General features: G+C 72.1%; 21 protein-coding genes. 15 read left to right on the forward strand and 6 right to left on the reverse strand.

Annotation, left to right across the window (positions count from 1 at the left end):
• Positions 1-20 precede the first annotated feature (20 nt).
• Together ACZ7CF_RS08205 and ACZ7CF_RS08210 are read left to right on the forward strand one after the other, a co-directional pair.
• Positions 21-497 (forward strand): hypothetical protein, encoded by a 477-nt coding sequence (locus ACZ7CF_RS08205; protein ID WP_458432292.1) that lies wholly within the window; start codon positions 21-23, stop codon positions 495-497.
• 60 nt (positions 498-557) lie between these two features.
• Positions 558-1,061, forward strand: a complete 504-nt coding sequence (locus ACZ7CF_RS08210; protein ID WP_360394673.1) for a DUF2087 domain-containing protein — start codon at positions 558-560, stop codon at positions 1,059-1,061.
• Positions 1,062-1,070: 9 nt separating this feature from the next.
• Here ACZ7CF_RS08210 and ACZ7CF_RS08215 read toward each other — a convergent pair whose 3' ends face one another.
• Positions 1,071-1,802: an SDR family oxidoreductase gene (locus tag ACZ7CF_RS08215; RefSeq protein ID WP_360394670.1), complete on the reverse strand. Its 732-nt coding sequence runs from the start codon at positions 1,800-1,802 to the stop codon at positions 1,071-1,073.
• 62 nt (positions 1,803-1,864) lie between these two features.
• Between ACZ7CF_RS08215 and ACZ7CF_RS08220 the strand changes: the two genes are divergently transcribed.
• On the forward strand, positions 1,865-2,092 hold the full coding sequence (locus tag ACZ7CF_RS08220; protein ID WP_360394667.1) for a hypothetical protein: 228 nt from the start codon (positions 1,865-1,867) through the stop codon (positions 2,090-2,092).
• Between the two features lie 209 nt (positions 2,093-2,301).
• Here the strand turns inward: ACZ7CF_RS08220 and ACZ7CF_RS08225 are convergent, their stop codons facing one another.
• Complete coding sequence (locus tag ACZ7CF_RS08225) at positions 2,302-2,478, reverse strand: hypothetical protein (protein ID WP_360394664.1); 177 nt, start codon at positions 2,476-2,478, stop codon at positions 2,302-2,304.
• Between the two features lie 103 nt (positions 2,479-2,581).
• Positions 2,582-2,974 carry a MerR family transcriptional regulator gene (locus tag ACZ7CF_RS08230; protein WP_470369340.1) on the reverse strand — a complete coding sequence of 131 codons (393 nt, stop codon included), beginning with the start codon at positions 2,972-2,974 and terminating at the stop codon, positions 2,582-2,584.
• A 65-nt stretch (positions 2,975-3,039) separates the two neighbouring features.
• Here ACZ7CF_RS08230 and ACZ7CF_RS08235 point away from each other — a divergent pair, with 65 nt between their 5' ends.
• From ACZ7CF_RS08235 to ACZ7CF_RS08255, 5 genes are read left to right on the forward strand one after another with little or no spacing between them, the layout of a single operon-like run.
• Positions 3,040-3,810 (forward strand): SDR family NAD(P)-dependent oxidoreductase, encoded by a 771-nt coding sequence (locus ACZ7CF_RS08235; protein ID WP_470369238.1) that lies wholly within the window; start codon positions 3,040-3,042, stop codon positions 3,808-3,810.
• Positions 3,811-3,840: 30 nt separating this feature from the next.
• Complete coding sequence (locus ACZ7CF_RS08240; protein ID WP_470369239.1) at positions 3,841-4,332, forward strand: GNAT family N-acetyltransferase; 492 nt, start codon at positions 3,841-3,843, stop codon at positions 4,330-4,332.
• A gap of 45 nt (positions 4,333-4,377) precedes the next feature.
• Positions 4,378-5,157, forward strand: coding sequence for an arylamine N-acetyltransferase family protein (locus ACZ7CF_RS08245; RefSeq protein WP_458432288.1), 780 nt, complete (start codon positions 4,378-4,380; stop codon positions 5,155-5,157).
• A 35-nt stretch (positions 5,158-5,192) separates the two neighbouring features.
• Positions 5,193-5,699, forward strand: coding sequence for a YflT domain-containing protein (locus ACZ7CF_RS08250; RefSeq protein WP_360394652.1), 507 nt, complete (start codon positions 5,193-5,195; stop codon positions 5,697-5,699).
• A complete protein-coding gene (locus ACZ7CF_RS08255; RefSeq protein ID WP_360394649.1) occupies positions 5,696-5,917 on the forward strand; it encodes a hypothetical protein in 222 nt (73 codons plus the stop codon). Before ACZ7CF_RS08250 ends, ACZ7CF_RS08255 begins: the two co-directional genes overlap by 4 nt.
• A gap of 107 nt (positions 5,918-6,024) precedes the next feature.
• Here ACZ7CF_RS08255 and ACZ7CF_RS08260 read toward each other — a convergent pair whose 3' ends face one another.
• Positions 6,025-6,249 (reverse strand): hypothetical protein, encoded by a 225-nt coding sequence (locus ACZ7CF_RS08260; RefSeq protein ID WP_458432286.1) that lies wholly within the window; start codon positions 6,247-6,249, stop codon positions 6,025-6,027.
• Positions 6,250-6,341: 92 nt separating this feature from the next.
• Here ACZ7CF_RS08260 and ACZ7CF_RS08265 point away from each other — a divergent pair, with 92 nt between their 5' ends.
• The 6 genes from ACZ7CF_RS08265 (at position 6,342) to ACZ7CF_RS08290 (ending at position 10,078) form a co-directional block, all read left to right on the forward strand.
• Entirely contained in the window at positions 6,342-6,650 is a 309-nt protein-coding gene (locus tag ACZ7CF_RS08265; protein ID WP_360394646.1) for a MerR family transcriptional regulator, read from the forward strand.
• Between the two features lie 62 nt (positions 6,651-6,712).
• Positions 6,713-7,468 carry a TetR/AcrR family transcriptional regulator gene (locus ACZ7CF_RS08270; RefSeq protein ID WP_470369240.1) on the forward strand — a complete coding sequence of 252 codons (756 nt, stop codon included), beginning with the start codon at positions 6,713-6,715 and terminating at the stop codon, positions 7,466-7,468.
• Positions 7,465-8,385 (forward strand): NAD(P)H-binding protein, encoded by a 921-nt coding sequence (locus ACZ7CF_RS08275; protein WP_470369241.1) that lies wholly within the window; start codon positions 7,465-7,467, stop codon positions 8,383-8,385. Before ACZ7CF_RS08270 ends, ACZ7CF_RS08275 begins: the two co-directional genes overlap by 4 nt.
• Positions 8,351-8,617: a YciI family protein gene (locus ACZ7CF_RS08280; RefSeq protein ID WP_360394637.1), complete on the forward strand. Its 267-nt coding sequence runs from the start codon at positions 8,351-8,353 to the stop codon at positions 8,615-8,617. The genes ACZ7CF_RS08275 and ACZ7CF_RS08280 overlap by 35 nt, the downstream gene beginning before the upstream one ends.
• 7 nt (positions 8,618-8,624) lie before the next feature.
• The gene (locus tag ACZ7CF_RS08285; RefSeq protein WP_470369242.1) at positions 8,625-9,878 is read left to right on the forward strand and encodes an RNA polymerase sigma factor; all 1,254 of its coding nucleotides are present in this window, start codon (positions 8,625-8,627) and stop codon (positions 9,876-9,878) included.
• Positions 9,875-10,078, forward strand: a complete 204-nt coding sequence (locus ACZ7CF_RS08290; protein WP_360394631.1) for a hypothetical protein — start codon at positions 9,875-9,877, stop codon at positions 10,076-10,078. The genes ACZ7CF_RS08285 and ACZ7CF_RS08290 overlap by 4 nt, the downstream gene beginning before the upstream one ends.
• 16 nt (positions 10,079-10,094) lie before the next feature.
• Here ACZ7CF_RS08290 and ACZ7CF_RS08295 read toward each other — a convergent pair whose 3' ends face one another.
• Together ACZ7CF_RS08295 and ACZ7CF_RS08300 are read right to left on the reverse strand one after the other, a co-directional pair.
• On the reverse strand, positions 10,095-11,036 hold the full coding sequence (locus tag ACZ7CF_RS08295; RefSeq protein ID WP_470369243.1) for a GNAT family N-acetyltransferase: 942 nt from the start codon (positions 11,034-11,036) through the stop codon (positions 10,095-10,097).
• Positions 11,037-11,079: 43 nt separating this feature from the next.
• Positions 11,080-11,853 (reverse strand): helix-turn-helix domain-containing protein, encoded by a 774-nt coding sequence (locus ACZ7CF_RS08300; RefSeq protein WP_360394625.1) that lies wholly within the window; start codon positions 11,851-11,853, stop codon positions 11,080-11,082.
• Between the two features lie 65 nt (positions 11,854-11,918).
• On the opposite strand from ACZ7CF_RS08300, the gene ACZ7CF_RS08305 reads away from it, so the two are divergent.
• The gene (locus tag ACZ7CF_RS08305; protein ID WP_470369244.1) at positions 11,919-12,473 is read left to right on the forward strand and encodes a TIGR03086 family metal-binding protein; all 555 of its coding nucleotides are present in this window, start codon (positions 11,919-11,921) and stop codon (positions 12,471-12,473) included.
• The last annotated feature ends 4 nt before the right edge of the window (positions 12,474-12,477 follow it).

The raw sequence follows: 12,477 nt of genomic DNA on the forward strand, positions 1-12,477 counted from the left end.
TGGGCTCATACGTTCGACGCATGGCGTTCTACGAGAAGAACCTGACGGTGCGCGAACCCCTGGTGGTCGCGGGCAGACACGTGAAGCGGTACGAGGTGGTCACCCCCGGACTGGAGATCACCGACGACGTCCGCGCCGCCGCGTACGACTTCCTGCCGACGATCTACCCGGACTTCGCCGACCCCACCCCGCCCGCCACGGTCACCGTGCTGCACCGCAGCGCCGCGGGCATGTACCTCAACGCCTACAACTGGGTCTGGGACAACGTCCTGCACTGCCGCACCGCCGTCTCCGGCGACCAGCCGTTCCTCGGCTCCACCGACCCCGACCTCACCCGCTTCAGCGTCATCCCCAAGGACCTCATCGGCTGCGTCTGGGAGCTGCCGCCGCTCGAACACGAACGCAGGGCCTGGGTGCGGCACGTGCTCGACACCGACGAGCCGGACCTCACCGCCTACCTCGCCGACAGCCTGGCGCGGGGACCGGTCGGCCGATGAGCGACTGGACAGGGGCGCCGTCCCGGTAAACGGCTGGACGGGGTGGTTAGGTTCGCAGACATGACCACCCCCGAGAACGTCGTGCGCGCACTGGCCGAACCGTCGAGGCTGCGGGCGTTCGCCGCCGTCGTCCTCGGCGCGGGAACGCTGGCCGACGTCGCCGCCGCGTCCGGGCTCAAGGTCAAGGACGCGGGCGTCGCACTGCTCAAGCTGCGCGAGGCCGGGCTGGTCGAGGGCGAACCGGCCCGCCCGGCCGACCTCAAGCCGCTCGCCGCCACGCTCACCGAGGCGATGCCCGCCGACGGGCTCGCGCCGTTCGTGCGCGGCGACAAGCTGATCTCGCTCCCGGTGGCGGCCGAACGCCGCCGCAAGATCCTCGAACACGTCGCCGCACGCGCCTTCACCGCCCGCGAGTACTACGACGAGAAGCAGGTCAACGAACGGCTGCGGGCGTGGTGCGACGGGGGAGAGGTCGACCACGTCACCCTCCGCCGCTACCTCGTCGACCACGGCCTGCTCGAACGCGGCGGCGGCATGTACCAGGCCCAGCCCCTGCCGATCTGATGCCGCGGTCTAACCCCGGCCGATGTAGGGCATGGCCGTGGCCATCACGGTCATGAACTGCACGTTGGCCTCCAGCGGCAACCGCGCCTGGTAGAGCACCGCGTCGGCCACGTGCCGCACGTCGAACGTCGGCTCCGGCCGCGTCTCGAGGTCGGCCTGCAGCACGCCCCGGCCCATCCGCTCGGTCATCGGGGTGGCCGCGTTGCCGATGTCGATCTGCCCGCAGGCGATGTTGTGCGCGCGGCCCTCCAGCGACAACGACTTGGTCAGCCCGGTCATCGCGTGCTTGGTCGCGTTGTAGGCCACCGCGTGCGGGCGCGGCACCGACGCCGAGATCGAGCCGTTGTTGATGATCCGCCCGCCGCCGTGGGTCTTCATCACCCGGAACGCCTCCCGTGCGCACAGGAACGCGCCCGTCAGGTTCACCCCGACGACCTCCTCCCACGCGCTGAGGCCGAAGTCCTCGACCGGTGTGGCCGGCACGGTGGTGCCGGCGTTGTTGAACAGCACGTCCACCCGGCCCCAGGAGTCCACCACCGCCTGGAAGAGAGCGCTCACCGAGTCCTCACGCGACACGTCGGCCGGTACCACCAGCGCGGTGTCCGGGAAGCCCTCGGCGGTCTCGCGCAACGCGTCCGCGCGCCGACCGGCCAGCGCCACCCGGAACCCCGCGGCCAGCAGGGTGCGCGCCGCCGCACGCCCCACACCCGAACCCGCTCCCGTCACGACCGCTACCGCCATGCCCGCTTCTCCCCTCGATCCAGCGATTGCCCGCGGTGTCGAGTGTGGAGTAATCACCACTGGTGGAACATGAAGAGGACACCTGCCTGCTGTGCGCGGGGTCGGGGACCATGTCGTGGCAACAGCCGGTGTTCGGTGACGAAGGCCTTGTCGTGCAGGAGATGTCACACCCGTGCCCGCGCGGCTGCTCGGGCTGGTGGCGGGTCCCGGCGGCCGAGCGCAGCGGCATCGTCGCAGGGAACGTCGCACGTGCCAACGAGATCCCGGCGGGACCGTCCACCCCGGCCTGATCACCGGGTCGTCACCGAGCGTGAACGATGGGGTTCACCCATTATTGCCAAGGGGTCCCTTTTTCGGCGGCTGCGGCCACTCGGAGTAGAAGCGGACACTGTCGTCCTGTGAAGGAGTGCAGCCGTTGCCATGGATCTGGGCTCAACGAGGACCGGACCGCCTGCCGCGCGTGCGGCGGGCTCGGCCAGGTCCCCGACCGGTAGTGAGCTCAGTCCTTCCTGGTCATCAGAGTAGGGCCGAGGATGCGGCGGGCGAGCCGCCGCGACAGCGACCTGCGTCGGCGCACGGGCGCCGGCGCGGGTGCCGCCTTCGGTTCCTCTGACGTGATCTTCGCGAACACCTCGGTCGCCGGCTCTGCACTGCCGGACTGTTGATCGATCGGCACGCGAGGATCTTGCCATCGCGCCCTCCTGCGCCCCGCACGAGGGCAGGCCTGCCGTGACCCCGGTCACGGCCACCACATCGGACGCCGGGGGCACCGGAGACGGTCAGGCCGAAGTCCCGGGCACACCGGTCAGACCGGTGCTGCCGCGCGGGCTGCGCCGGCCGGTGAGGTACTGCTCCAGCGCCTGCCGACGGGCGCGGATGCGCCGCTCCTGGTTCAGCAGGTCATCGCGGACCTGCTGAACCAGGGCGAGCAGGTCGGAGCACGCGGTGCTCTCGTGGCCGCCGCCCACGCAGGGCACGACGTCGCGCAGCACCCTGGAGGACAGCCCGGCGGCGAGCAGGTCCTGGACGAACTCCACCACGCCGACCGCCTCGGGCCCGTAGTCGCGGTACCCGTTGGGCAGGCGCTCGCTGCGGATGAGTCCCTGCTCCTCGTAGTAGCGCAGAGCCCGCGTGCTCGCGCCGGTCGCCCGGCTGAGCTCTCCGATGCGCATCACGTCCCGCCTTCCCGGCCGTCGGCTTGACCTTCACGTTGACGTCAATGTTTAGGTTAGCCGCCATGACAACGGCATCCGAGATGAAGGGCCGCCACGCCCTGGTCACCGGCGGGTCGAGCGGCATCGGCGAGGCCATCGCGGACGCGCTCGCGGGCCACGGGGCGAACCTGGTGCTGGTGGCCCGCGATCCCGACCGGCTGGAGAAGACCGCCGCCGGACTGCGCGAGCGGCACGGTGTCGTCGTGCGGTGCGTGCCGCTCGACCTCGACGAGCCCGGCGCTCCCCACCGCCTGCTGGAGGTCGTGCGGGAGGCGGGTGTCGAGGTGGAGATGCTGGTCAACAACGCCGGCACCAGCTCACGTGCGCTGGTGGCCGACAGCGACCCCGCCGCCCTGCGCCGGCTGGTGGACCTCAACGCCGGTGCCCTGACCGAGCTGACCGCGCTCGTGGTCGCCGGGATGGTCCGGCGGGGCCGCGGATCGGTCGTCAACATCGCGAGCACCGGGGCCTACACCCCGGCGCCCGTGCTCGCCGCCTACGCGGCGTCGAAGGCCTACGTCCTGTCCTTCACGCAGGCGTTGTGGGCCGAGACGCGCTCCAGCGGCGTCCGCGTGGTCGCGGTGAGCCCGGGACCGACGCGGACGGCGATGAACGCCCGGCCCGGCCACGGGAAGCGCGATCCCGCCCAGGTCGCCCGCACCGCGCTGGCCGCACTGGAGCGCCGCGGACCGGCCGTGGTCGACGGGCACCTCAACAAGCTCACCGCCTTCCTGCTCCGCAGGACACCTCTGCGCCTGGTCGCCGCACTCGCCCTGCGCGCGACCCAGCCGTAATCCGGTGGACAGGCCGGACAGGATGCCGGTGTGGAACGCCTGCGGACCGAACGGCTGACGCTGCGCCCGCTCACCGAGTCCGACGTGGACGACCTGCGGCGGCTGCACGCCGACCCCGAGGTGATGCGGTTCCTCGACCCCGCGCCCGTCGAGCACTACCTGGCCGGCGGTTTCCACGCGGCGGTGGAGCGGCGCACCGGGCGGTGGCTGGGCTGGTTCGAGCTCGGGGACACCGGCGCCGGTGTGTTCGAGCTGGGCTACCGGCTGCGCCGCGACTGCTGGGGCCGCGGGTACGCCACCGAGGGGGCCGGGGCGCTGGTCGAGCACGCGTTCCGCGCATGCGGGGCGCAGCGGGTCGTCGCGACCACGATGGCGGTCAACGCCGGGTCGCGGCGGGTCATGCGGAAATGCGGGCTGCGGTACGTGCGCACGGTGTTCCCGCAGTGGGACGAGCCGCTGCCCGGCGCCGAGCACGGTGACGTCGAGTACGAGCTGACCCGCCAGGAATGGGAGTCGGCGTGATCGAGTTGGGGTGGGCGAGGGGTTCACAGCCGAAGGGGGTCACGCATGTGGGAGACGGACGTCGTCGACGTGGACGCGTACTTGGAGCGCACGGGAGCGTCCGCGTCGAGCTCGCTCGCGGAGCTGCATGAGGCGCACGTGCGCGCCATTCCGTTCGAGAACATCGACGTGATGCTGGGTCTCGTGCCGTCGCTGGACATGGCCGACATCCAGGACAAGCTCGTCCACCGCCGCCGCGGCGGGTACTGCTTCGAGCACCAGCTGCTGTTCACGGCGGTGCTGGAACGCCTCGGGCACACGGTGCAGCGGCGGATGAGCCGGGTGAGGACCGGCCCGCGCACGCACATGATGTCCATCGTGGACGGTCAGCTCGCCGACGTCGGGTTCGGCGCGGGGATGCTGCACCCGATGCCGTTGCGCGACGGCGCGGTCGTGGACCAGGCGGGGTGGCCGCACCGGCTGCGGCGTGCGCAACGCCGCTGGGTGCTGGAGAAGCAGACCGCGGACGGCTGGGAGCTGCAGCACGCGTTCGAGGACGACGTCGAGCAGCTGCCGGTCGACTACCTGGCGGCCAACTACTACGTGGCCACGCACCCGAGGTCGCCGTTCAGCGGCCAGCTCGTCGTGATGCGCCTGGAACCCGGTCTGAGCCGGCGGCTGGTCGGCCGCACGCTCACCGTCGACCGCGCGGGCGCCGAACCGGAGCGGGTCGAGGTCGAGGACCTCGGTGCGGCACTGGAGTCGCTGGACATCGCGCTCACCGAGAGGGAGCTGAGTCACATCGGCTCAACTTCAGGAACACCCGTGCCCGCACATTCGTACTAATAGATGTAGGGGATCGCACATCGGAGGTGTTGCACATGACCACCGCGACTCCGTTCACCGCTGGAGCCACGACCGGCGTCAACGCACTGCCCACCCCGCCCAGCGGCTGGCCGATCGGGTCCTACGCCACCTACGAAGAGGCGCAGCGAGCCGTCGACCACCTGGCGGACAACGACTTCCCGGTCGCCGACGTCACCATCGTCGGTGTCGAGCCGATGATCGTCGAACGCGTCACCGCGCGCCTGACCTGGGGTCGCGTGCTCGGCGCCGGCGCCGCGTCCGGTGCCTGGTTCGGTCTGTTCGTCGGTCTGCTGCTCGGGTTGTTCTCGACCGGCGGCGCCATCGCCCCGATCGTCACCGGTCTGCTCGTCGGTACGGCCTTCGGCCTGGCCTCGTCGGCCATGCGCTACGCGGCCACACGCGGCAAGCGCGACTTCGCCTCGACCACGCAGCTGGTCGCGGGCCGCTACGACGTGCTGAGCCACCCGCGCAGCGCCGAACGCGGCAAGGACATGCTGACGAAGCTGGCGTGGCGCGGATGAGCGCCCCGCTGACCGCCGGAGAACTGCGCGCGGCGGTGGAAGAGATCAGCCTCAGGAGCGCCGAGCTGAGCTCGGCAGCGGCCCAGCTGGCCGCACGCGCCGACCGCGACCTCGGCCGCGACGTCGCCGAGGTCGTGAAGGACCTGCGCGCCGCGGCCCGCCAGCTCGGCGTGGCGCAGCTCCTGCTCGAACCGGCGGGCGCCGACCTCGCCGCCTAGAAGACCAGCTCCCACCACGCGGAAGGGGCGGCAGACCTCCGGGTCTGCCGCCCCTTCCCCTGTGTCTGGGCTCCTTCCCGCGTCGGCTGGACGAGAACGCGACTGCCTCATCCGGCCGGGGGAGATCGCTGCCGCGACCTCGCGGACCCGGTGCGCCACACCCCTCGCAGTGCCGCGGGCTCCGCGAACCCGACGGCGGCCGCGGGGCGGTGGTGACGCGGTCTCGGTGTCGTACCGAAGTTGGCGTCGATGATCGCCTCGAACTCCGCGCTCACCCACGCCGGGTCGGCGTACACCAGGTCCGCGAACGCCCTCTCACCGGTCGTCAGCACCTTGTACCACTCCTCGATGAAGAGCTAGCAGGTACATATTTTTTGTAGCGCGCACTGTAGGTTTAGTCAACCACCCGATAGAGGAGTCCGGCGTGCCGCTCAGCGACCTCGACGACGAGGACTACCCGGCCTACAGCATGGGCAGGGCGGCCGAGCTGCTCGGCGTGCAGCAGGCATTCCTGCGCAGCCTCGACGCGGCCGACGTCCTCGTGCCGCAGCGCTCCGACGGCGGTCACCGCCGCTACTCCCGCCGTCAGCTCGGCCTCGCCCAGCGCTTCCGGGCCCTGTTCGACGACGGTCACCCGCTGGCCTCCGCGATCGTGATCGTCCGGCTGCAGGACGACCTGACCGCCGCGAAAGCCCAGGTGGCGGACCTCCGGGCGCGGCTCGGCACGAACTGACCCCAGTTTCCGTATGACGTACGGTATTGTTTCCGTATGGCCTACGGAAATGAGGGGAACGCATGGCCGTCGAACGCAGCGGCGCAGGAGACGCCGCCAAGACCATCGCACTGCTCTGGCGCCGGCCGCCGGAGCCCAAACCGGTCGGCAGGAAGCCCAAGGTGAGCGTCGACCAGGTCGTCGCGGCCGCCATCGCCGTGGCCGACCGCGAAGGACTCGCGGCGATGTCGATGGCGCGCGTCGCACAGGAGCTCACCGTCGGCACGATGTCGCTCTACGGGCACGTGCCCGGCAAGGCCGAGCTCATCGACCTGATGGCCGACACGGTGCTGCAGGAACGCGACCTGAGCGCCGAGGGCACGTGGCGGGAACGCATCCGGCACTACGCCGACCGCACCCGCGCCGTCTACCAGGCGCACCCGTGGATGCGGGACGTGTCGATGGTGCGGCCACCGCTCGGACCGGGCTTGATGGACGGGCAGGAGTTCGTGCTGGCCGCGCTGGCCGACTCCGGGCTCGAACCGCGGCAGGTCATCGTCGCGCACACCGCCGTCGAGGGGTTCGTGCACGGCGCCGCGGCCGCCGAGGTCGACGACCAGCAGCTCGAACAGGTCACCGGCGAGTCCGGCGACTCCTGGTGGCACGCGCGGCAGCTGTTCTGGGACGACTACTTCGACGTGGAGCGCTACCCGACGATGACGACCCTGTGGAACGCCGGCGCCTACGACACCGGCGGCACGCTCGCCGAGCAGGTGCGCGGCTCGTTCGACTACGGCCTGACCAAGCTGCTCGACGGCATCGAGGGAGGCCTGCGATGACGGTCCTGGTGACCGGGGCGACCGGCAACGTCGGCCGGCTGGTGGTGCGGGGACTCGCGGACCGCACTCGCGTGCGGGCGATGACCCGCGACCCCGCGAAGGCGAGCTTCCCGGACGGCGTCGAGGTGGTGCGCGGCGACCTCGACGACCCCGGCGGCATCCCGTTCGACGGCATCGACAAGCTCTACCTGTTCGCGCACCCGCCCACCGCGCAGCGCGTCGTCGACCTGGCCGTGCGCGCCGGTGTGCGCAGGATCGTCACGTTGTCCTCGGGCGCGGTGACCCACGGCTACGACCGGACCCACCACCTGCCGGTCGAGCAGGCGGTCGAGGCCTCCGGGGTGGCGTGGACGCACGTGCGGCCCGGCGAGTTCGCGGTCAACAAGGTCGACCTGTGGGCGCCGTCGATCCGCGCCGACGGCACGATCGTGCACCCGAACCCCGACGAGCTCGGCCAGCCGATCCACGAGGCCGACGTCGCCGACGTGGCGGTCGCCGCGCTGCTGGAGGACGGCCACGACGGCAAGGCCTACACGCTCAGCGGCCCGGCACCGCTCACGCAACGCGAGATGGCGCGGGCGATCGGCGAGGTGCTCGGGCGGGAGCTGCGCTTCGCCGACGTCACGGTCGAGCAGGCACTGGCCTACTACGTGAGCGTGGGCTGGCCGGAGGAGATCGCCCGCTACGTCCTGGGCCTCGGCGGCTACGAGGGCGGCGACGCGGACGACTTCTCCGACTACGAGTTCGCGGTGGAGCCGGACTTCGAGACCGTCACCGGCAGGCCCTACCGCACGTTCGCGGCATGGGCGCGCGACCACGCCGTCGATTTCGGCGGCTCCTCGATCGACGTTCCCGCGGGGGACGCGCGACGAGGAGGACCCGGTGCGGTTTCTGGTGATCGTCAGGACGGCGGCTGAGCTGCCGTTCGCCACGAGGTACTGCGATGCGCTGGCGCGGGCGGGGGTGCTGCTCGACGCGGCCGACCTGCGCGCCGGCGCCGTCGACGGGAACGGCCGCGTCACAACGGGTGCGCCGGTGCGCGGGTACTGGCTGATCGACGTGCGCGACCACGCCGAAGCGGTCGAACGCGTGCGGCGCATCCCGGTGGCCGGGTGCGTCGTGGAAATCCGGCCGGTGGCTGTGGTCTGATGCCCCCATGGGGGCTACGACCTCGGTGCACCGGACGATCGACGCGGTCTGGCGGATGGAGTCGGCGAAGGTCATCGCCGCGCTCGCCAGGTACGTGCGCGACGTCGGCCTGGCCGAAGAGATGGCACAGGACGCGCTGGTCGCGGCGTTGGAGCAGTGGCCGGTCGAGGGAGTGCCGAACAACCCCGGCGCGTGGCTGACGACCACGGCCAAGCGCCGGGCCGTCGACCAGATCCGCCGCCGCGAGAACTTCAACCGCAAGGTCGAGGAGATCGGCCGCGACGTCCGGGAGTCCACACCGGACGCCGCCGAAGGTGTCGAGGACGAGATCGGCGACGACCTGCTCAGCCTCATGTTCACCGCCTGCCACCCCGTGCTGGGCACCGAGGCGCGGGTCGCGCTGACGCTCAAGCTGCTCGGCGGCCTCAAGACCGAGGAGATCGCGCGGGCGTTCCTGGTCAGCGACACCGCGGTGGCGCAGCGGATCGTGCGCGCGAAGAAGGCGCTGGCCGAGGCCGGGGTGCCGTTCGAGGTGCCGGAGGGACCGGAGCTCGCCGCCCGCCTGGCCAGCGTCCTCGAGGTCATCTACCTGATCTTCAACGAGGGCTACTCCGCCACGCGGGGCGACCACTGGATGCGGCCGGAGCTGTGCGCGGAGGCGCTGCGGCTGGGCCGGGTGCTCGCCGAGCTCGCGCCGAAGGAGGCCGAGGTCCACGGCCTGGTGGCGCTGATGGAGATCCAGGCCTCCCGTTCCCAGGCCCGCACCGCCCCCGACGGCACGCCGGTCCTGCTGCTGGAGCAGGACCGCGCCCGGTGGGACTGGCTGCTCGTCGGCCGCGGCCTCGCGGCGCTGGAACGGGCGGAGGCGCTCAACCAGCCGCCCGGCCCCTACTACGTGCAGGCGGCGCTCGCGGCCTGCCACGCCCGCGCCCGCAGGCCCGAGGACACCGACTGGCGGCGCATCGCCGCGCTCTACGAGGTGCTCGCACGGCTCTCGCCCTCGCCGGTGGTCGAGCTCAACCGGGCGGTGGCGCTGTCCATGGCCTACGGACCGGCCGCCGGGCTCGCGCTCGTCGACGAGATCGCGGGCGCGAAGGCGTTGCAGGGCTACCACCTGCTGCCCAGCGTGCGCGGCGACTTCCTGCTCAAGCTCGGCCGCACCGACGAGGCACGGGCGGAGTTCGAGAAGGCGGCGGGCCTGACCCGCAACGAACGCGAGCGCACCCTGCTGCTCGACCGCGCCGCCGCCTGCCTCACGTGAGCGCGAGCGTCACCCCCAGCGCGGTGAACGACACCGCGAAGAACCGGGCGCGGGTGCTCGCCGGCGGGGTGAAGGTGCAGCCGCTGTCGTGGCACTGCCAGACCGAGCACGCGCCGGGGCTGGTGCTCGGGTACGCGGCGACGACACCGGGGGACATCACGACGGCGGTGGCCGCGATCGGACGCGCATTGGCGAGGTGAGCCGTGGGGTGGCCGATCAGGCGCTGTCCGCCCGCTTGATCAGCGGCAGGTCGCGCGACAGCAGCCGGAACCCGACGCCGTAGTACAGCTCCCGTGCCGACGGGTGCTCGTCCGCGCCCAGGCACGCGACCGTCACGTGCACCGCCCCTGCCGCCCGCGCGAGCCGCATGCCGTGCAGCAACACCGCGCTGGCCAGGCCGCGCCTGCGGTGCTCCGGGTGGGTGCCGACCGGTTCGAACTCGGCGGTCCGGTTGACCTCGTCGAGCCACATGATCGCCGAGCACGCCATCGTCCCGTCCGGCGCCTCGACCAGGACGTGCAGGTCACCGCGGTAAGCGGCCGTCTGCCGGACACCCTCGTAGGACCGCGGCGAGTACGTCGAGCCGGCCCAGGCGTCGACGTGCGCCCGCACCACCGCCTCCGGACCGGCCTCGTCGGCGGTGCGGAACCGGAAACCGGCCGGCAGCACGGGTTGCGCGATCTCGGTGAGGTCGCGTTCGTTGAGCTGGGTCCAGCCGCCGAGCGAGTCCCGGTCGACCTCGTAGCCGTGCGCCGTCCACCGCGCGAGGGCGGCCTCGTCGTCGGCGTTGGGCAGCACCGTGCGGTCGACACCCGGTGCGACGCCGTCGAACCAGTCGACCACCTCGTCCAGCAGCGCCGGGTGGCCGGGGTGCACCTGGTGGGCGAGGTAGGCGCCGGTGACGTCCCTGACCGAACCGTCACGGCGGACCACCCGGCGCGGCAGCTGCGCCCACCCCCAGGCCACCAGGTCGTCGCCCGCGAACCAGAGCCGGCGCACCCAGGCGTGGCCCTCGGTGGCGTGGTCCTTGCCCCAGTTCCACGCGAGCTCACCGTAGGAGGCGTCGCTGTTGACCAGCTCCGGGCGGACCGCGGTGACCCGCTGAGCCAGGCCCTGCATCAGGCGCACGTCCTCGGCGGTGAGGAGTTCGGTCGTCACAGCGGGCACTGTGGCAGGGGCCGGCGGCGGCGTCGAACCGTTTTCAGGTCAGCGCCCTGGCGTAGGCGGTGGGGGAGACGCCGACGGTCTGCGTGAAGTCGCGGACCAGGTGCGCCTGGTCGCTGTAGCCGAGGTCGGCGGCGAGCCCGGCCCACTCGACGTCGGTCTCCGCCCGTTCCAGCGCCTCGTGGATGCGGTAGCGCAGGATCACCCACTTCGGGCTGACCCCCACGTAGTCGGCGAACAGCCGCTGCAACGTCCGCACCGCCACGCCCTCGGCACGGGCGAAGTCAGCGACCCGGCGGATCTCCCGGTCCTCGCGGATGCGCTGCACCAGCTCCACCGCGAGCGCCGCCTGCGGGTCGGCGACCGGTCCGAGGCCCAGCAGGAACGCGTCCAGCGCCGCCACCCGATCATCCTCGCCCTCCACGGCCAGCACGAGCGCCGCGGGCACGTCGGTCAGCCGCACGTGCCGCCCGGTCCACCGCGACACCGGCTCCGCGCGGAACGGCCGGAACCCGCCCGGCCGGAACTGGACCCCGGCGACCCGCACCCGCCCGCGCAGCTCCCGGCTGAACAACCCCAGCCCGACCCCGGCGATCTCCGGGTGCTCGTGGCCGTGCTCGAACACGACGTTCACCGACGGGTGCGGCACGACGTGCGAGGTGTAGGGCGTGTCCAGCTCGCCGTCGATGAGCCAGTAGTGCTCCAGGTACGGCCGCAGCTCGGGCGCGGGCAGGCGGCGGCGGAACCGGACACGGGCGAAAAGCTCCCGTGCGTCGACGATCCCCCGTGTGTCCCGGCGCGGCCCCTGCACGCCGGGAATCCTATGTGGCGCGTTTCTTCAAGAACGTCCCCACGCCGCGTCCTACCGTCCTCACCATGAAGCTCAGCGTTCTGCTCGACCGGGCCCGCGACCACGCGTTGCCCGTCATCGCGACCATCAGCGACGACGACCTGACCAAACCGACCCCGTGCGCCGACTACGACGTGCGCGCGTTGCTCGACCACCTGCTGCACGTCGTCGTCGAGTTCCAGAAGCTCGCCGTCAAGCAGGACGCCGACTTCAGCACCACACCGCACTACCCGGACTGGCGCGCGCAGTACCCGGCCGAGACCGCCCGGCTCGTCGAGGCCTGGGGACAGCCCGGCGCGGACGAGGGCATCGCCGGCAACATGAACCTGCCCGCCTCCGTGGTCGGCGGGCTCGCGCTGCTCGACCTCACCATCCACGCCTCCGACCTCGCGCAGGCCACCGGTCAGCGGTTCGAACCCGACCCCGAGGTGCTCACCGTCGTCGAGGGCCTCGTCGAGCAGATGGGCCCCACCGCCCTGGAGTGGAACGTCTTCCAGGCCCCCACCGAACCGCCCGCCGACGCCACCGCGTTCGAACGGCTGCTGGCCAAGACCGGACGCGACGCGCGCTGGAGTGCTTGACTGA

It is taken from the genome of Lentzea sp. NPDC036955, from assembly GCF_055608005.1.